Annotated in this window: 11 protein-coding genes and 3 pseudogenes; 3 read left to right on the forward strand and 11 right to left on the reverse strand. The window is 50.6% G+C overall.

The window, feature by feature from the left end:
- Positions 1–26 precede the first annotated feature (26 nt).
- The 9 genes from KP806_RS07985 to KP806_RS08025 form a co-directional block, all read right to left on the reverse strand.
- The gene (locus tag KP806_RS07985) at positions 27–980 is read right to left on the reverse strand and encodes a carbohydrate ABC transporter permease (RefSeq protein WP_397376368.1); all 954 of its coding nucleotides are present in this window, start codon (positions 978–980) and stop codon (positions 27–29) included.
- A 96-nt stretch (positions 981–1,076) separates the two neighbouring features.
- Positions 1,077–1,976, reverse strand: coding sequence for a carbohydrate ABC transporter permease (locus tag KP806_RS07990; RefSeq protein WP_224723037.1), 900 nt, complete (start codon positions 1,974–1,976; stop codon positions 1,077–1,079).
- A complete protein-coding gene (locus KP806_RS07995) occupies positions 1,973–4,549 on the reverse strand; it encodes a DUF5696 domain-containing protein (protein ID WP_224723038.1) in 2,577 nt (858 codons plus the stop codon). The genes KP806_RS07990 and KP806_RS07995 overlap by 4 nt, the downstream gene beginning before the upstream one ends.
- Before the next feature lie 13 nt (positions 4,550–4,562).
- A complete protein-coding gene (locus KP806_RS08000) occupies positions 4,563–5,183 on the reverse strand; it encodes a Yip1 family protein (protein ID WP_224723039.1) in 621 nt (206 codons plus the stop codon).
- On the reverse strand, positions 5,180–6,652 hold the full coding sequence (locus KP806_RS08005) for an NHL repeat-containing protein (RefSeq protein WP_224723118.1): 1,473 nt from the start codon (positions 6,650–6,652) through the stop codon (positions 5,180–5,182). Before KP806_RS08005 ends, KP806_RS08000 begins: the two co-directional genes overlap by 4 nt.
- An 18-nt stretch (positions 6,653–6,670) precedes the next feature.
- A complete protein-coding gene (locus KP806_RS08010) occupies positions 6,671–7,537 on the reverse strand; it encodes a carbohydrate ABC transporter permease (RefSeq protein WP_224723040.1) in 867 nt (288 codons plus the stop codon).
- Positions 7,538–7,541: 4 nt separating this feature from the next.
- The gene (locus KP806_RS08015) at positions 7,542–8,447 is read right to left on the reverse strand and encodes a carbohydrate ABC transporter permease (protein WP_224723041.1); all 906 of its coding nucleotides are present in this window, start codon (positions 8,445–8,447) and stop codon (positions 7,542–7,544) included.
- Positions 8,448–8,463: 16 nt separating this feature from the next.
- A complete protein-coding gene (locus KP806_RS08020; protein ID WP_263575632.1) occupies positions 8,464–11,355 on the reverse strand; it encodes an extracellular solute-binding protein in 2,892 nt (963 codons plus the stop codon).
- 138 nt (positions 11,356–11,493) lie between these two features.
- Positions 11,494–12,822, reverse strand: a complete 1,329-nt coding sequence (locus KP806_RS08025; RefSeq protein WP_224723043.1) for an ABC transporter substrate-binding protein — start codon at positions 12,820–12,822, stop codon at positions 11,494–11,496.
- Positions 12,823–13,236: 414 nt separating this feature from the next.
- Between KP806_RS08025 and KP806_RS08030 the strand changes: the two genes are divergently transcribed.
- The 3 genes and pseudogenes from KP806_RS08030 to KP806_RS08040 form a co-directional block, all read left to right on the forward strand.
- Positions 13,237–14,244, forward strand: coding sequence for a LacI family DNA-binding transcriptional regulator (locus KP806_RS08030; RefSeq protein ID WP_224723044.1), 1,008 nt, complete (start codon positions 13,237–13,239; stop codon positions 14,242–14,244).
- Positions 14,245–14,673: 429 nt separating this feature from the next.
- Positions 14,674–16,824, forward strand: a complete 2,151-nt coding sequence (locus KP806_RS08035) for an alpha-galactosidase (RefSeq protein WP_224723045.1) — start codon at positions 14,674–14,676, stop codon at positions 16,822–16,824.
- Between the two features lie 303 nt (positions 16,825–17,127).
- Positions 17,128–17,274 (forward strand): annotated as a pseudogene (locus tag KP806_RS08040) (DUF2264 domain-containing protein); the annotation flags it as partial.
- Between the two features lie 205 nt (positions 17,275–17,479).
- Here KP806_RS08040 and KP806_RS08045 read toward each other — a convergent pair.
- Positions 17,480–17,951, reverse strand: a pseudogene (locus KP806_RS08045) (glycoside hydrolase family 88 protein); the annotation flags it as partial.
- Between the two features lie 435 nt (positions 17,952–18,386).
- Positions 18,387–18,665, reverse strand: a pseudogene (locus KP806_RS08050) (NAD(P)H-dependent flavin oxidoreductase); the annotation flags it as partial.
- Positions 18,666–18,706 lie beyond the last annotated feature (41 nt).

Below are 18,706 nucleotides of genomic sequence, written 5' to 3' on the forward strand. Positions count from 1 at the left end.
CTATCCTTGTCAGCAAAGCCTTGCAATTATCCGATAATGCCCGTACGCTCGACGCTTTCGACGAAATAACGCTGTACGAGCAGGTACAGTACGATCAGCGGAAGAATCGCCAATAAAATGCCCGTGTCCACGATCATCGCTACTTGATTCGGATCCGCCTTTACGTTCGCCCCGCCCATGCCAAGCAGCGTCGGAATGAGCTGATTCGCTTGAGCCGGCAGGGATGCGACCTTGAGCGGGATGAGGGACGATTCGCTCATAAAGAGCGACGTGTAAAAAGTATCATTATACTGCCAGACGAAGCTGAACAGGACGACCGTCAAGATTGGCGAGACCGCGTTCGGCAGCATGATGCTGGCGAACGTGCGGATGCCGCCGGCCCCGTCGATCAGCGCCGCTTCTTCGATCTCCTTTGGCAGCCCTTTAAAAAATTGGCGGAAAATATAAATGAATAAACCCGCCTTCAGCCCGATCGCGGTTGCCGACATGATGACCGACGGCCAGTACGTATTTAAGAGGTTGATGCCATCCTTGCCTGTGATCCCTCCGATTATGCCGATTACATCGAAGTTTCTAAAGTGCAGATACATCGGAACCATTAACGTGCTCGACGGGATCAGTATCGTCATAATGACGAACGCGAACAAAAGATTGCTGCCCGGGAAGGCAAAGCGGGCAAAGCCGTAGCCTGCCAACGAGCAAGAGGCCGCCGTCAGCAGCGTCGTTACCGTCACAAACAGCAGCGTGTTTCCTAGCATCGGGAAGTAGTCCAGTATTTGCATAGCCATGCGGATGTTTTCAAGTGTGTAATGAACGGGCAGCATGTAAATCGTCGGATTGTAAATGTCTTGCGGATCCTTGACCGCAACCGATATTTTCATCAGCAGCGGATAAATGATAATGAACGAGATGCCGGTCACAAGAAAATACCGGAATATGGAATAGAGGAAGTCTGCCGTTTTGTTCTGGATCCTCTGCATCCGGTAACTTCGCTCGTCGGCTTCGACGGATTGATTCGCTTTCGCCTCTACGCTTTCTGCGGCTGCCATTGGCCGATTCCCTCCTTAACGGAATGCTTAGTTATAATGAACTCGCTTTGACAGCACGACGCCGATGATAACAAGGATGACACCGACAAGCAGCGAATAAAGCCACGACATTGCCGAGCTGAGGCCGAAATTTTGCGTCTTGAACGCTGTCGTGTAGATTAAATCGGTGACGGCACTGCCAGAGAATGAGTCGATAATCGTGTAGATGACATTCGTCAGGATGAGCGGACTTACCATCGGAAATGTAATTTTCCAGAATGATTCATACGCGGTCGCGCCTTCCATCTTCGCTACCTCGTACATCGTTCCCGGCACAGATTGCAATGCCGCCAAAAAAATCAATATTTGCACGCCTGAGCTCGTAATAATGTCGTAAATGCGGAGGATCGCATTCACAATGTAATCGATGAACGACATCGGAAGCCCGGCCTCGCTCAGCAGCATGACCATCGACATGACGTTGTAACCCGAAGTCGATTGCCCCATCTCGTCGACGACGCTTGCGTCACCCATCAGGTTGATCAGGCCGGAGGATTCCGCCGCAGCCACCGCATTGGAAGCAAGTATAACCGGGAGGAAGAAGATCGCCCGGGCCAGAACCCGTCCGCGGTATTTCTGGTTGAGAAGCGTCGCCGAGAACAGGCTGAAGAATAAAATCATCGGCACGTTCAGAAGCATGTCCGTTACAGACGAGGTCAACACCCGGTTGAAATTCGCGTCCACGAACAGTGCGTTTCTGAAGTTATCCCAGGCCAGAAATTCAAGGTCATAACCGCTTGGGGCTATCACCAGCTTGCTGAAACTGAAGCGGACCGATTGGACGAGCGGCGTCGCGAACAAGAAGATAAAACCAATTAGCCACGGCAATATGAAGGCGATGCCAAGCAGGGAGCGCTTGCGGTTCAAGGTAAGCTTCGCAGTCTTCATGACGGAACACCTCCTATCCAATAATGTTCGGCTCCGATGCGATGCCCTTTGACGGAAACGGACTTTTTCGTGTAATTGACGATGATCGAAATGCCGTTTTCGTACTGAACTTCCGTGACGCCGTCCAGGTGACGGATATGGTTAACCATCCGGCTTCCGCTTACCAGCTTTAATGTCTCGTTTGCTTCCTTGTACATGGCAAGCGCCTCGTCATACCACGCTTCGTAGGATGAAGAGAACAGCATGTCGAAAGCTGTGAATTTAAGGCTTGAGGACGGCTCGTAGGACCAAAGGAAATGCGGCGACGCGCCAAGCTCGATTGTGCGCAGCAGCTGTTCTTGCATATCCTGTTCATCGCTCAGGTTAACGGGCGAGCCTGCGTAATTTACAAAGCCGTGAATGACCATCTGATAGAAAGGTACCTCCTCGTCGGCGATTTTAAAGCCGCTGGAGGCAGTCGGCACGTTGATCAGATGATCCGCGTATGGCCAAGAATACGCGTTACCATCCGCGATCATAAGTGATCCAGCCTGCGATTCGAGCTTGTCGAGCTGCCCTTCCACAATTTTCATCGCCGACTCCCGGTGCACGACACGATGATCGCGGTAATCGGAGCTAAGCATGCCGCCAAGATCACGAAGCGATACGCCAGACATTCCGAATGACGCATACCGGTTAATAAAGGCGTCGACGAAATGCGGCAGCTTCGCTGGCGACAGCAAATAATAACTTCCGAGCGATATGTCCATTCGGTTAAGCGCGCGGTTGTACGGATACAACTCAGCCTGCTCCTTCGTTACGAACCTTGCCGCATCTCTGCTTGGCGCAAAGCCGGCGTCGTTACGGAACACTTGCTGGAAAGCTACATCCGGGTACAAATTGCCGCCCGCTTCTTTAAGCTGCTTTGACAAAGCCCGAAACTCGTTTTTACCGCCAAGAACGCCGTCCACATCCAGCTTGATTGGTGATTTATGATAGATGCCATTCCCGAACCATCCCATATATCGCATCTGCAGGCGGTCGATCCCATCCTTCTTCAGCTTGGCGGCGAGCTCGGACGCCTGCTCGAAGTTTGTCATGGAGACAACCGAGCGGTATGGGACTCCCAGAAACGATTTTTGCTTGTCAACCGCCCCCGCAATATCGAGGTAGAACGGCAGAGCCGTTTCCTCCTTAAGCGGCTTCAAGGCGCCGGCGCTGACCAGCCTGTTCTGATAGAGCTCGGCCATGCCTGCATAGGTGGCTTTGGCGCCGGATAGAAAGTGATACCGGACCCGGATATCCCCCTTATACATTTCCTCGTTCAGAAGCTGAATCTCTTGAATTTTCGATCCGGTATACAGCTCCAGCTCGTCTTCCCCTCGCAGCGCAAAAGTGCTGTAAACATGGTTGTACGAATTTTTTCTGCCGCTGACATCAGCTGCAATACTCGCGATCGCGCTGCCTTGTTCGATCTCCGCGAACCAGCCCGCTTTTCCGGACTTAAGGCCGAATACCGGCATTCGGGCGCTCTCGCTTACTTGTCCTCGCCTTATGCTGTTGTCGTTCGGGTCTGCACCGTACAACCGCTGGACGTACTGCTCTTCCTTCACCTTACCGTTATTCAAGTGAATAAGGCTGCCCGAACCGTCGGGAACAAACATGTAGCCCACTTCTCCGGTTCCGGCCGCCCCGAAGAAATTAAGAAGCTCGATACTGCGGATTCGGTATTCGCCGCTTTCCCTGATCTGTGCAAGCGGAACGGTAGCGACCAGCGATTCGTCGTCCAGACGATATTCAATCGGGATGACGAAATTGGGCTTGGAAGCGACATCGCTCTCCAAGGCGCCATGCTCTGCATTGTCTGCCGCCAGGTCATCTGAGCTATAGCCGGCTTTCTCAAATGCGGCCAGCATCTTATTGAGCACGAGCTGCTTCGCGATCTGTCCGTCCAACCGCTCGAGCACTTCCGGATTGGCTTCGCTTGGATAATAACGGGCCGATACGTAATTAGCGGTCGGTTGATCCAGCTTGGAGAGCACCTTCTCCTCCAGTCTCGACTTGCCGATCAGCTTCGGTAAAGCATCTATACCAAGCGAAAGATCCCCTAACGTATATGTGATTCGGATCCCGTTCTCGATTTTCTCTGCTGCAAACTGCTTATCGCTTATGCTTCGCCCGAAGTTCGTAAAGGTGTCAAGCGTGCCTAAAGCATCACGGAACAAAACCGTTAATTGCGAAGAAAGCGATTCCTTCTCGTAACCGGACGCGATTGCGTCCTCGCCCCGGCTTGACGGATTGCTGCGCCACGCCTTGCCGCTCTGCTTGTCAAGCACGGCTACCTCGGTAGTATCAGGATCGTAATAGAGCGACAGTTTCGGATTGTCCGCGACCAGCTTCATACCGGGAATGCCGGGCGAGGCATCCGCAAGCGCCCTCAGTTCAGTACCGGCTTCCGGTCTGGAAGACTCCTCTTTATAAACGGCGGCATCGTTCACCGCCCCCCTTTGACTCGCGAAAAACCAATAGCCGCCAAGGGCGATGATGGCTGCGGCGCAGGAAAGCGCCGCAACAAGAATCTTTTTTTTGTTCACACCCGCGCCCCCCTTATGTTCGAAAAATAATCTCGCGGTACACGTTCAAAACAAATTCGTATATTTGCTGAAGCATACTGAATACGAGTGCGCCGAGGAATACGATGATGCCCATGACAATAACAGTCAGCACCATCGTCAAGACCGTTTTAACCGCCGTATACTGGTGAACCGTCATTGTACCGACGTACAACAGTCCGATAAACCAAACGAATGCGATCGACGTCAGCAAGTAATAGAAAGCCGTTTCTTCCTGCACCATAAAGCGGCTTATGATCGTCATAGGCACGTACATCAGTACGATTGGCACAAGCGAATAACCTGCTGCCATCACGATCTCCCTAAATCTCCCTTCCCCCTCCATTAGCGTCGTGATCGCCCAGTTCGACACGCACCATAAAAAAAACGGGAATACGATCGTAATCAGCTCCATGATACTGTTCAAATTACGGGGATCGTTGAAATTAACCAGAAAGCCCGAAAACTGCTTTTGCATAATGACCGAGAGAACAACCAGCATCAGGATGACCAGCGCTACGCGAAGCTTGCCCTTACCGTCGTATTTTAGATCCCAGAAACCATCGAACGGATGCACAATGACATGCAGCGGGAACCGGAAAAAATCCTGCTTCATCTCCATTTTCCCTCCTTAGCGATTTGTTCGGCGGATCCGTACGCGACTGTCCTCCGTCTGCGCGCAAGCCAATAAACCGCCCACACGGCAGTTAGCAGAAGCAACGCAGACAGGAACTCTCCGAAATGCTCCTTCATCACCTCGCGCCGGTACCGCTTGCAAGCAACCGAGTAATGATCCCGGTCCATGCCCAGCTTGAAATACTCGATCGCTTCCTTATTTCGTTTCTCCATCAGCATTGATTTGCCGATTCCGATATAGGCGATGTCATAATTGGCATTAAGCCGGAGCACTTCTTCCCATAGCGGCACGGCCTTCGTATCCTCGCCGTTATAATGAAGCGCAGTTGCCGCATTCACGGCGGAGCCGAACTTCGTCGGCTCAAACAGGACGATATCGCCTTTACCTCGGTCCAGCACGGCCAGATCGTTACCGATTTGCTCGATCGCGGCCGGTGCCTTGAATGTTCCAAGTTGATTCCCTTTGCCCCCGAACACGTAAAGGAGATTGCCCTCATCATCGTAGGTGAATACTCTGCCTTGCGTAGCGTCCAGTACGCTGTACATGCCGCTTCCGAGCACTTTCACGTCGATCATCGTCGATGGGCCTTCCGCGATCCGGTACCGGATATCACCGCTTACGTCGAAATAACCGAACCGCTTCAGCACGTCTTCGCCGGACGGATTAAGCCGCTTGACCGGCTCCTTCGATCCGGGATCAATATTCGTTGCGTAGACGAAGCCCTTCGCATCGATATCCATATTGGAAAACTCGGTCGGGATGAACAAGACCATTTGGGCCTTCTGCGCTTCCGTTGAGAAATTTCTCCATAACATTTCGACGTAGTCCCGCTGTACCTTGTTCGTCCCGACGTACCCGATGAATCGTCCGTTCCCATCGAACTGCATAATGCCTTCGTAAACGCCCCTGGCAACAACATAAATCCGCTTCGCTTTGTCTACCGTCACCTTGAGGGGGTGAAATTTGAAATCCGCGGGCAAAATATCGGACGCCGGGTTCTCGATCAGCATATGCAAACTTCCATCGCTGGCCAGAACGACGATCCGGGCATTGTCGGTATCAGCGATATAGAGAAAGCCGTCGTCGTCGACAAAAAGGCCGGTTGGACGATTAAAGCCATCCCGCTTGCCGCCGTTCTCGAATCCGTCAATCACTTCCTTCACTCGCCATTTCTCGTCCAGATGGACAATCCGATTGTTGCCGGTGTCGGCGACGTACAAGCGGCCATCTCCTGCGGCTGCCATGTCGCCTGGCTCCTGGAAGTCGCCGATGTCAAGCCCGGAACCATTAATTGCCCGACTCGGCACGTAAGCTGCCGGACCAGGCACAGCCTCTTCCCAATAGTTATAATTGTAGCTCTCATATGGCGTCGATGCGGCGGACACCGGCTCCGTCATTGCAGTAGTGAGTAATAAAGCCGCCGCAACGGAAACCATCCATTGTTTCACTGCCAATTGTGTTCCCTCCTAGTCCTTCATGCCCGAGGTCGCCATCGTCTCGATAATGCGGCTTTGCGAGAAGACGAACAGCGTAATCGGCACGCTCATCAGAATGAGCGCCACGGCCGCCGCCGCGCCTGCCCGGGCGATGCCGCCCTGAACAATTTGGTTCGACGCATAATGAAGCGATTTAAGCTGTTCGCTATAGATGAAGCCGTTGCCGTCGCTGCCCCATAACATTTGAAATAGTAAAATGATTAATGTCATCCATGCCGGCTTCACGTTCGGCATCACAATCGACCAGAAAATGCGGTATTCGCTCGCGCCGTCAAGCTTTGCCGCCTCCAGCAACGCGTCGGGAATTTGTTCCATAAACTGCTTCATCAGGTACAGGCCGAGCGAATAGGCAAACGCCGGGACAATGACAGCCCAATACGTATCGATCAGGCCGATCCACGACATGATCATATAGGTCGGGATGGCCGTTACGGCAGGAGTGAACATGAGCGACAGGACGACGACGGTAAACATGAAGTTTTTGCCCGGAAACTTATGTTTTGCAAGCGGATAAGCCGCCGCTGAGGCCAGCAGCACATGGCCGATGATGCCCATTCCCGTAATGAACACCGTATTAAAAACGTACCGCGAGAACGGTACCCACGAATTGCCAAGCAAATTGATCAGATCAATAAAGTTGAACAGAGTCGGGTTGCGCACGAAAAGCGTGGGCGGAAACATGAAAATTTCATCAAGCGGCTTAAAGGCGTTGTTGATCGCGTAAATGAGCGGCAGAACCATGAATGCTCCAAACGCCGCCAGCAGTATAAACAGCGAGAAACTGCCCCAAAACGACCGGTTAACCCTTTTCTTCCGGACGATAAACGAAGAGGTCATCGAATCATTCTCCCACCTTGCGTAGAAGTTTTTGAATCATTAGGTTCGTGCCCACCATAATCATGAACAGCACGGTAGCGATGGATGACGCATAGCCCATTTCAAACCGGGTGGTGCCGAAATCCATCAGGTGGGTAACGATCGTCTCCGCGGCGTAGTTCACGCTCGGAAAACCCGCCAACGCAATTGACACGTCGGCTACGGCGAATGCGGTCGTCAGCTGAATGACTGCTCCGAACATGAGCTGCGGACGCATCGAAGGAAGCGTAACGAACCACAGCTCCTGCCAGCGATTCCTAATCCCGTCCACGGCTCCCGCCTCGTACAATGTTTTATCCACGATCTGCAAGCCTGCGATGAATGCCAGAAAACCGGTGCCTAGGCTGAGCCAAAGTTGAACGACAATGATGATCGGCAAAATCAGCTCCTCCGTCTTTAGCCACTGAATCGGTTCCAAAATGAAGCCCCATTTGATCAGAAATCCGTTGGCGATCCCATAGCGATCTCCCGAAAATACCATTAGCCAAATAAAAAATACGTTGCCGGAAATCGACGGGGCGTAGAAGATAAGTGTCATCAGCGCCCTTAGCTTCGGCGACAGCTCATTGATGATCCATGCGAATACGAAACAAGCGATATAACTGACCGGTCCGGTAATGACCGCAAACAGCAGCGTGTTCTTCACTGCAATCAGGAAGATGTCGTCCTCAAGGAACAGCCTCGTGTAGTTCTGCCAGCCGATAAAGCGCGGGAATTCCAGCATGTTGAAATAAGTAAAGCTAAGTAAGATCGATATGAGGACCGGTACGACCGTAAAAACGGTGAACAAGACCATGTACGGTGCCAGCAAAATATACGAATGCTTATTGTTTTTTGCTTCCCGCAATTTCAGGCTCCACCAATGTTGCATATTTGAAACCTCCCCTTTATTGCGGCAGACCAAATTCAGTCCGTTTTGTCGTAATCTCATCTTGAATGTACTGCACGTAGTCAGTCATCGATTCGCGTGCTTCCACCTGTCCGACAACCGTCTTGTAGAACGCATTGAAGAGATGGCGCCCCGTAAAATAACCGCCCGGTACTTCGGGAATGCCGCGGACCCACTCGAATTGGGCTTTCAGGCTTTCATAGTCGGCAACCGGCCAAGGGAGGCTGTCGAGCGCCTTGATATTGGCCGTCGGATAACGGGCTGCTGCGCCCATCAGGCCTTCCATTTCCCGGCCGAACGTCGTCTGCGCCTCGTCACTGGTCCACCACTTCATGAATGCCCAGGCTGCTTCCTTATCCTTCGCCTTGTCGAGCATAATGACGGATTGCCCGCCGCTTGGCACCTCTCGGTTAATTGTGCCGTCCTCCTGCACTGTACCCGGAATGGTCGTGAACCCCCACAAACCCCTGATTTCCGGAGCGAAAACTGACAGCTGGTTGTATGTCGTATAATCGGCGATACCGATCGGCATCTCCCCGGTTCGGAAACGATTTGCGAAATCGAATTCCCGCTCCAGCTTATAATCGGTGTATAGCTCCGTCCACTGCTTGAACGTCTCAAGGCCGACGCGGGAGTCCAGATCGGATTCTCGCCCGTCGCTGCGGTAAAATTGTCCGCCGTTCTGGAACAACAGCGCGGCATACATCGAATTCGGCGGCAAATTCTGGCCTTGAACGGCTGCATGCGCGACCTGCGGCAGCGCGAGCTGCATATGATTTTTGCTCAGCACGGCTAGCAGACTCGCAACGTCATCCCATGTCTGCGGAACCCCAAGCCCGAGCTCCTCCAGCACGTCTTTCCGGTAAAACAGCATATTGAAGGTTTGTGTCTCCGGCAACGCGTATACACCGTTCTCGTAGGTGAGCGGAACTAGCGAGCTGGGACGGAAACGGTTCTTCACTTCGTCAAAATCGTCGAATTGGGTCAAATCGGCCGCAGCTCCGCGCATCGCATAATTGACAGGGATGTCGTTCTCGACTTGCATCGCAACATCGGGTCCTTGGCCCGCCAGCGTTGCCGGAAGGAGCGTTCCCATGTTGACCAGCTTCAGATTAACGTTAATGCCGGTCTCGGAGGTGAACGTTTCATCAATCATCGCCTTCATCGTGTTCGCCTGATCGCGCCCGCTGCCGATCCAAACGGTGATCGTTCGCTGATCTTTGTCCTCCGCGATATTTCCGATTTGGTTATAATCCGTAAAGAAAGAAGACAGGAAGGCGGATGCCTCATGCATAAGCTTGGAGCCGAAGCCCATCCCCTTCTTCTGAAACTTCGCGTCCGGCGAAGCCACGTAAATCGAATCAATCTCCAGCGGCTGCTCTCGTGCCTTCTGCACCCATGTGCCAAGGCCGCCGGTGTTTGTTTTATAAGCGGCAAGCCTTCTTGGAATCGTATCGGGCCGGTCGATCATTTCCTCCAGCTGCGCCGACATCGTCTTCAGCAGCGCGATCTGGTCACTGGATTGACCGGCGAGTTCGATCAGCTGCTCTGATACGCTATCAAGCCGCTCCTTCTCCGTATTGAACGCCTCCAGCATATTGGGAATTTTTTTCTCCAGCTGATAGTCGCGGATTTCATCGGGCTTCGTTCCGGTAATCATCAATATTTTGCGGTACATTTCGTTCAAGCGATAAAGGCTGCTCTCGACCTCGCGGATAAGCGGAGCGAATTCGCCGAGATTCGCTTCAAGACGAAGCACATGTTTCCCTTTGTCCAGCTTGAACAGATACGGATCATTTCCACCCATGACATCGAGCCGGTAGCCGTTTTTGTACTTGAAGGCCACTCGCTCCATTTCTTGAAACGGCACAGTGCCGTCGATCGTCATCCTGCGCGTCGAATAGATGCCTCGCACGAAATTCTGCTTCGATTTAAAGGCGATTTTGTACAATCCGGTTTCCGGGACGTTGATTTCCCATTCCATCCACTGGCCGGGCAAGCGCCAATTCAAACCGCCGATCGTGTTGACTTTTATTTTTGAAGCGCTGTACGGCGTTACGGCAGCGCTTGAGCGTTCGCTAAGTGGGTACAACGTAGGTGACGATTTGGCAATCGCGTCTTCGCCTTGAACGGTTACAAGTACGTCGCTTACCGGTCTGGCGCCTAGTTCTTCGTATCTCCGGCTCGCCTCTATATAAGCAGGCGGCGTTTGCGGCTGGCAAAGCTTCAGGTGCTTGATGACCATCGGCTCACGTGTGGATTCGAGCGTGATCGTATGCTCACCCTTAGAGAAATAAAAGAGGAACGGGTCATTCTCGTAGCCATCAGAGTCTTGAAATCGCTTTTCGCTCCATCTCGGCGCTTCAACCTGTCTTGGCCTTAGATCGTTTCCTTGGTTGTCCGTAACCATTTCGGCTTTCTCGTTGCTCCATATCCGGTCAAACTGCAAATAGGCGGCTTCCTTGAACGGACGTTCACCGTCGATGGTAAGCGAGCGCTCGATGGCCGAGCTTTTGCCTTCGATCGGATAATACAGCAAGGATAAATTGTACAATCCTGCTTCCGGCACATCGACGGTCCACTCCACTGTCCCTGATTCCGGCGTGAGCAAAGATGGGCCATCCATGCCTTCGTAGCTCTCCAGCTTCTTAAAGCCTGCTGTTTCGCTAACGCTCATGTAGTTCGCGGCTTGGACGACGATCTCGCGGGCAGGCTTACCCGCATCGGAGTATCCGGTCAAGTATTCCGCGTATTTTACCTCGCCTGTCCTGGCAGGGCTCGAGTGTTCTTCCTGCGCCGATTTTTCCGGAGCGGCGGCGTGACCTAGATCCGCCTGCAAGCTTACGCCAGCCGGAAGAACGAGCGACAGCCCCAGTGTGGCGAGAACCATGTTTCTTGCCAATTTTGTCAGCCTTTCGCTGCTGTTCACCACAAATCCCCCTTTTCCGTAAAGAGCGGCTTGCCTTTCTCTCTTCGTTCATACAGTCGGGGGAAGTCTGAATAGACACCCCCGAGGGCTGTTCACCGGTTACTTGCCGAGCTTGTCGATCGAAGCCTGTGCCTGCGCTTTGTATTTCTCCGCGGAGGCGGCAACGGAAGCCTTGTTAACGATAACATCCTGCACAAAAGAATAAGTCGGATAATCCGGGTAAGCGTCGTCAATCATGATCACGCCGGTGCCCGCGATATGTTCCCGAATCATCGCAACGTCCTCTTCATGGCCGTAAATGCTCTCCAAATAGTCCTGGCCCGGGTACTCTTCAATTTGCGGAATATCGAATGTTTCCTCGTAAATTTGGTAGACGATCTTCGGATCGACGACGCCCTTCGGGATAAACTTGGCCGACGCCGAAGTGTTCGCGTATGTCATTTCCTTCGTTCCTTGCGGACCGTTCGGAATCGGAACAACGCCCATGTCGAACGTAAGATCCCTCAAATTCCACTCGGCCGACGTGAACATCGCAACATCGCCGTCTTTAAACGTATTCGACTCTTCCCAGTTCATCGGGTCGCCTGTTTTCACTTTCACGACCTTCTCCGTATTGTAGAGACGGTTTACGAACTCGGCCGCTTCGATCGTTCTCGGATCGGAAATGCCTTCCTTGCCTGCTTCCTCATCCGCGAGCTTCACACCGTTTGCCGCCGCGAAATGCTTCACGGCATCGAGCGCCCATCCGGAGTAGCCGTACACATCGGTCTTGCCGTCGTTGTCCGTATCTTTGGTGGCAAGCTTCGCGATCTCTATGAATTTTTCCCAGTTCCACTCACCGGAGGCGTACAGCTCTTGCAGATCGGGCAGGCCGAGCTTCTTGAACAAATCGCGGTTGTAGTGCATGCCGAGTCCGATCGCGGTCGGATTGTCGAAGGCGTATTCATGGCCCGCGATGGCCGGATATCTTGTAATCAGGTTCGCTTCGTTATTAATGTTAGAGAAAGATTGCGCGAATTCGTCGACCGGGACGAGCTGGCCTTTCAGAATGGCCGGCAGTGCCGATTTATACTCCATCTGAACGATATCAGCGAAAGGCTCTCCCGCGAGGACGGTTGTCGTAAATTTGTTCATGTACTCTTCAAAAGGGACATTCAAAAATTCGATTTTCACGTTGTATTTCTGCTCGACCTCGGCAATTTTATCCAAACGCGCTTTGTCGGATGCACTCTCGCCCGCCGGCTTCAAATCCCACCATGCCGCTACCCGGATTACGCGTCCGCCCAGGTCGACCGCTTCTCCTTCCGGTGAGGATGCTGCCGTCTCCGACGGAGGCGTATAATCTGTAGTGTTCGTTTCCTTGCTGCAAGCGGATAGCAATAGCGTCAAGCACATGACCAAAATAGAAAGCCCTTTCATTTTTCTCATAGACAAACCTCCCAATTTTAATGTCTTCATTCGAATCCCCGCCGGTAAATCAAACATTTACATGCAGCCTGAGATCACAACTTGTTATCAACGACTGCATTAAAACCGAATCACCACCTTTTTTGTTATTTGGTTTGTTTTTTTGTTTGCATAACAAAAGATATCACGACATAAAATAAAGGTCAATCGTTTTTATTTGTTATCTCAAACTCAAATTCAGTTAGGAGGAATAAAAGCCTGTTATTTATGCGGAAAATGAGGTAAATATGCCATGAAAACCGTCTCAAAAACAAAGGGCTTTCCACATAACAAATTGTTATGATATACTGACAAATAACAACGTAACCAAACAAAAATGATTTGAAATCTGTATTAGGTATGAATTCATTACACAAGAAAAAGAGGATGATCTTCGTGCGTAGTAAAGTGACGATCCAGGAAATCGCGGATCAAATCGGCTTATCGAAATATGCTGTATCGAGAGCGCTGTCCGGAAAATCGGGCGTAAGCGCGCAAACCAGGGAATTAATTATTAATACTGCCGGGAACCTGGGCTATTTCAAGGATTCACAAAATCCTGTCGCCGCCCCCCCCGGTCACATAGATCCGGATACGCGGACGTGGTCCGGTACCATTCTCGTGCTCTTTCCGAACGTGCGCTACCAGAACACAGAATCCTTGTATTGGGGGCCGGTCTTTAACGGCATTTCCTCCCGGCTCAATCAGAAAAAAATCAATATCATGACGCTCACGGAGCCGGCTGACGATTCAATGTTCTCCCTGCTTAATCCGGAGGCAATCATGGGCATCATTACCATCGGATCGATTTCAACGCCGATTCTTTTCGATATCAAGCGTCTCGGCATACCAGTCGTTATGGTCGACCACCTTGACCATAGCTTCCAAAGCGACTCAATCTTCACCGATAATTTGGCCGGTATGAGGGAGATCATGAAAGCTTTGATCCGAAAGGGCTACAAAAATTATCAATTCATTGGCAAAATTGCGGATGCTCAAAGCTTTTACGAGCGTTGGCTCGGCTTCAGCGCAGCCCTTCAAGAACACAAAATAGCTCAGACACAAATACCTGAGCTTCTTGATCATGTGCATGACAATTTCTACGAAATGATCGAGCGGGTGTTTAAAACAAATGAACTGCCTGAAGTGTTTGTATGCGCGAACGATTTTTATGTTTCCTACACGATTGATACATTCGAACGATTAGGCGTGAACATTACCGAAAAATGCATTTTTACCGGCTTCGATAATACGGACCCGTCGCTTCCGAGCAAAGCTACCGTAAACGTCGACAAGGAATTACTCGGTCGCAGAGCTGTCGATCAAATGTTATGGAGGATTCTCAATCCGTCTTCGAGCTACGAGAAAAAGCTCATTTTAGGCGATGTCATTTTAAAAGACTAATACGTGAGGCCCCATACCGGAACATGACGAGGGATATGGGGCCAACTCCGTTGACTTCGCCGCTGTCTACAAAAAGGGGCACTCTCCCGCTTCGCAAATCCCCTATTTTTTCATTTCAAACTTCTCTTTCGAACTCCAAACCACAATAACAAGCATAACAAAAGAATCATTATTCTCTTGTTTTTAAATAACATTACAATAACAAAATTCATAATTTATGATAACTTATATTGATTATGCAAACGCTCTATTATATAATGACTTCTGTGTTACAGAGATTAGACGCGTGGAACTAGCAATGAATTGAGGATTTGAGTTTATGCCGCCTCGGCTGAAATGAGGATTGATTCCAAAGCTATCGCGCATAATTTCGTTATTTTCCCATCCGTTTTGTTATGTTAAATACCTCTTATACAAGGAGTGAATTACATGAATATCCATTATGTTAAAGAAAAAGAGTTATTTCATTTGCAAGCCTTAAACACAAGCTACATTTTTCGAATCGTAAACGGTTATCCGGTTCATCTCTATTGGGGGAGCAAGCTGCAGCATGATGACAGTCTCAGCCGATTAATGGATTATCCTCAACAATCTTGGATTGACAGACTACCACAAGAATACCCGCAATACGGGTCAGGCGATTTTCGGCATCCGTCATATCAAGTACAGCTCGAGGACGGGAGCCGTGTAACCGAACTGGTTTATCAATCACACCGGATCACGAACGGCAAACCGCGCCTTCAAGGTCTTCCCGCCGTATATACCGAATCGGATGAAGAAGCTCAAACGCTGGAGCTGGAGCTGAAAGATCCCTATTCAGGCTTAAACGTTATCCTTCTCTATTCCGTTTTCCGCGATCATAACGCGATTACCCGATCAGTACGCTTCGAGCATAGCGGGGAAAGTCCGGTTCGAATTGTTCGCGCACTGAGCGCTAGCGTCGACCTGTTTGATTCCGATTATGAGGCATTCTATTTAGCCGGAGCTTGGACTAGAGAATGTCATATTCAGCGAAGAGCAATCGGCCCGGGCACTACACGCATTGAAAGCCGCAGAGGGGCAAGCAGCCATCAGCTGAATCCGTTTATGGCGCTTATGCGGCCGAATACGAATGAAGATCATGGCGAGGTATATAGTCTGAGCTTAGTCTATTCGGGAAATTATACAGCTGAGGCTGAAGTCGACCAATACGGCTCCACTCGTTTTTCGATCGGCCTAAACGATTTTGATTTCTCCTGGAAGCTCGAGCCGGGGGAAAGCTTCCAGACGCCGGAAGCCGTCATGGTTTTCTCCGGAGAAGGAATCGGAGGCATGTCGCGTACCCTTCACCGTCTGTATCGGACACGGCTTGTCCGGGGCAGCTATCGGGACCGGGAACGGCCTATATTGGTAAACAACTGGGAAGCCACCTACTTCAATTTCGATGCGGAGAAGATCGAATCCATCGCGAAAGCCGGAGCGGAACTCGGAATCGAATTGTTTGTACTGGATGATGGCTGGTTCGGCAAACGAAATGACGATACGACGTCACTCGGAGATTGGGTTGTCGATAAAAATAAACTTCCTAAAGGCTTGAGTGATTTGGCAGAGCGTGTCAAACGCTTAGGACTTGAATTTGGATTATGGGTAGAACCGGAAATGGTATCTCCCGATAGCGATCTCTACCGGCGCAATCCCGATTGGTGTTTGCATGTCGAGGGCCGGCGCCGTACGGAAGCACGTACGCAGCTGGTGCTCGATTTATCCAGACAAGAAGTTCGGGATTATCTCTTCGAATCTTTATCAGAGATCTTTACAACCGTACCAATCACCTATGTCAAATGGGACATGAACCGGAATATGACAGAGATCGGATCAGCGGAATATCCGGCTGAACGCCAAGCAGAGATCGCGCATCGTTATATGCTTGGGCTGTACGAGCTGCTTGAACGGCTGACGGGGCGATTCCCTCAAATTTTATTCGAAAGCTGCGCCAGCGGCGGCGGCCGGTTTGACCCAGGGATGCTCTATTATATGCCGCAGACGTGGACTAGCGATAATACGGATGCGATCGAAAGGTTGAAAATCCAATACGGCACCAGTATCGTATACCCTGTAAGCACCATTGGAGCGCATATCTCGGCGGTGCCTAACCATCAGGTAGAACGTATAACCCCCCTTACAACCCGCGGTGACGTTGCCATGTCCGGAAATTTCGGCTATGAGCTCGATTTAACTCGCTTTACCGACGAGGAGAAGGAAACAGTCAAGGAACAGGTCAGTCTATATAAGAATATTCGCTCGTTGGTACAACAAGGCGATTTATACAGGCTGAAGGACCCTTTCCAAGGTAATGAGACGGCGTGGATATTCGTTTCCGAAGATCAAGCGGAAGCATTAGTTTTCTACTTCCGCGTGCTGGCAGAACCAAATGTTTCCCATAAGCGGCTTCGCTTAAAGGGACTTAATCCGGAGTATCGGTATGTGATGCAGGATTCTGAAGAGGTATTGACAGGCGACAGTCTTATGAGTTTTGGTCTGACAGTCCCCCGATTGCCTGGCGATTTCACCAGTACATGGTTCTGGTTGAAACGAAAATAAGCTTGAAAATGGCTGGATTCGGATTTTTTTATGACAGCTGAACGGTTACTTATCCAGTTGAATAGTAATGGCTTCCTTGTTGCATGTAAGGATGCTTATTTCCTTATTTAAGAACGTTACGCCAAGTCCGGAAAGTACTTCCTGATAACTTCCAGCCGTACAACGGCCTGACTGACCGAAGATCATGGATGCCAACAGCTGGCTCCCAGGCGCCAGCTGAGCTTGAAGCATCGGAAGTACCGTTCGGGGATGCAGCACATTTGTATTCGCATTAAGATAAACGAGCTGTCGGATGTGCTGACTCCAGGCGTGGTGAAGGGACTGCTGCTTCGGAATCTTCGCTGCTAGTTCAAGCAGCCGATATTCGATGCGGCAGGAATTCTGACTGTGGGTTACGCCTATCCGAATCTGATTATGGCTAAAAACTACAATGCGCCCGGATCTCCGTATTGAGATCGGCAGTATTCCCGGTATGCCCGGCTCCAGCTCCTCTGATTTGGTGACGCGCCCCTCCTTCGCTGTACAACCCATTCAGAGGTTCCGTTATTTGAAAAAAAGCTTCGCGCAAACCATCCTTATTATTCAATGTATTGCCGCTAACCGGATTGCTGTATAACACGGATCTCAACCTTTCTTATTCCCAATAAAATGGCACTTAGCCCTTCAACCGCGCCAAGCCTTCGACAAAATAATAATCGCCGTAGATGAGCGGAATGTCGATATTCGAACCTTGAGGATAATTGCCGGTACCATGGAGCAACAATCCTTCTTCGTCAGGATTGTTCCACGCGCCATAACGCTCGAACAATGATTTTAGAATCTGTTCGCCTCGCGAACTATACAGCTCCGAATCTTCCCCGCTTGTTTTTTCTGCCAGGAGCAATAGACCGCTCGCTGCGCATGCTCCGGCGGAGGTGTCGCGCAGGCTCTGTAACGGCTGAGGAGCGCGAAAATCCCATGCAGGCACATGGTCCCCGCCAAGTCCTTAGGAAGAAGCTCGCCGTTAGAATGGCGGAGGTCAAGTACTCCTTCTTTCCCGTATGATGGTAAGCCAGAGTCAGTCCATAAACCGCCCATGCGGAGCCTCGGGACCATGCCGATTCGGGAGCGTAGCCTTGCCCGCCTATCTGGGGATTATAATAGCCGTCGTTAGCCGTTTGCTTCTACGTCCGCTTGGCAGTCTGGTCGTAAAGAGAGAGATTAGAATGACGTTCGTTTTATTTGGGTCGGCTTAAAGGAAGAATCAATTACTTGAATGTTAGGCGATTTTGGACGGATATTCGTACGAGTTTCTAACTGTTCGAGCTCATTAAAAGAACTTTTAATGATTTCTCCGTGCAAGGACAGTCTTCTCGACTTCTTTTTCATTCGTTTTTATAACCTCCTAAAAAACATGGATTACAAATTGTATTGTATGTCTAAGTAATTGGCATGACCGGGTATTTGTCTTGATTAAAGAAAATAAAGCCCGTTAAAAGGGCTCAGACCTGTTGAAACGCGGGAGCGATAATTCTAAAGAAGCACTGGAGATGTGCAGGATATGGAACAAACGAAACTGAATCAGGAAATGGGAGTGGATCGACCCCGTTTTCGTCCCAATAATTAATAAATTTATTGACTATACCTCTCGCTGGACGCCCGGAAAATGCTTTTGTGATTACTGTACTTTCTTCGTTGCTTTGCAAAAGTGCGTCCTTGTAGACTTCATGAGCTCCAGATTCAAAAGAAGTCAAAAATCTTGTCCCCATTTGTACCCCTTGAGCTCCAAGTGCTAGAGCGGCAACAAGTCCCCGGCCATCCATAATGCCACCAGCTGCGATAACCGGAACTTTAACGCGATCACAGCCCCTTTATTCCGAATTTGATTTTTCTCATTATATCA

Origin of the sequence: Paenibacillus vietnamensis (assembly GCF_020169515.1) — a bacterium.
In the GTDB taxonomy this organism is placed as follows: domain Bacteria; phylum Bacillota; class Bacilli; order Paenibacillales; family Paenibacillaceae; genus Pristimantibacillus; species Pristimantibacillus vietnamensis.

Coding starts and splice junctions, on each gene's coding strand:
- KP806_RS07985 (WP_397376368.1), bottom strand. CDS start 980: ATGCAGAGGATCCAGAACAAAACGGCAGACTTCCTCTATTCCATATTC.
- KP806_RS07990 (WP_224723037.1), bottom strand. CDS start 1,976: ATGAAGACTGCGAAGCTTACCTTGAACCGCAAGCGCTCCCTGCTTGGC.
- KP806_RS08000 (WP_224723039.1), bottom strand. CDS start 5,183: ATGAAGCAGGATTTTTTCCGGTTCCCGCTGCATGTCATTGTGCATCCG.
- KP806_RS08010 (WP_224723040.1), bottom strand. CDS start 7,537: ATGACCTCTTCGTTTATCGTCCGGAAGAAAAGGGTTAACCGGTCGTTT.
- KP806_RS08015 (WP_224723041.1), bottom strand. CDS start 8,447: ATGCAACATTGGTGGAGCCTGAAATTGCGGGAAGCAAAAAACAATAAG.
- KP806_RS08020 (WP_263575632.1), bottom strand. CDS start 11,355: ATGGTTCTCGCCACACTGGGGCTGTCGCTCGTTCTTCCGGCTGGCGTA.
- KP806_RS08025 (WP_224723043.1), bottom strand. CDS start 12,822: ATGAGAAAAATGAAAGGGCTTTCTATTTTGGTCATGTGCTTGACGCTA.
- KP806_RS08035 (WP_224723045.1), top strand. CDS start 14,674: ATGAATATCCATTATGTTAAAGAAAAAGAGTTATTTCATTTGCAAGCC.